1 pseudogene is annotated in these 842 nt (G+C 74.8%); it reads right to left on the bottom strand.

What is annotated here, in order from left to right:
* Positions 1–149: pseudogene (locus ACSNOD_RS31505) on the bottom strand (alpha/beta fold hydrolase); the annotation flags it as partial.
* Between the last annotated feature and the right edge of the window lie 693 nt (positions 150–842).

Consider the following 842-nt stretch of genomic DNA (forward strand, 5'->3'; position numbering starts at 1 on the left):
GCGCGGGGGGCGTCACGGGGGTCGGCGGCGCCGGCGCGGGAGCCGGGGCCGCCGCCCCCGGGGCCCCCGGCGGGCTTGGGCGGATCGGTGAAGTCCCAGGCGGCGAGACGGATGCCGTCGGCCCCCGTCACATCGATGCGCCGCACCATTGGTCCTGGCATCCCCATTCCTCCCGGCCGCGTCGCCTCGTCAGCTCTCGGTGCCTGCGTGTGTGCGGGTGGTGAGCACGGACACATTATCGAAATTCTTTTCGAACACGCCGGGTATGCACCGCCCCGGCACGCAACACCCCTCGTTCGAGTGACCACGCTCCAGGATTGACGGCTGCCGCCGAGGGGAGACAGCTAGCGGGAGGCGGGCCTTGGCGGGAAGGAGGCCCGCGGGGACTGACCCTGAGAGCTCGGGGCTCTGGGTCAGAGGGACCTCCGGTGACGGAGGTTCAGAGGGGGGACATGGGGAGGCGGGGCCCCGGCTCTTGGCGCCGGGGCCCTTGCACCGTGTACGGGGGACCCTGCCGCACCGCGTACGGGGAACCCCGCGCCGCGGAACCCCGCGCCGCCCTCGGAGGCGGACCCGCCCGGCGGGGGGACGGCGGACGCCGGCCGCACCACCGGACCCTGCCCATGGGCTCATCGCCAGCCCCCTCTCCGACCCGGCGGCGAGCGTGGCGCATGTCCCCGGGCCATATGCCTGGCGAAAAGCGTCGCACGAGCCGCCCCTGGCCGCTGCCGTTTGGCAGGTAATCCGGGGCAGCCTACAGCCGCGCCTCAACTCCGGGCAGGGGAGCGGCGGTTGAGAGCGGCGGGCGCCCGCCCGGCGCCCCCTTCAGGCGTCGCCGAACG

This window comes from Streptomyces sp. URMC 123, from assembly GCF_051386515.1.
In the GTDB taxonomy this organism is placed as follows: Bacteria; Actinomycetota; Actinomycetes; order Streptomycetales; family Streptomycetaceae; genus Streptomyces.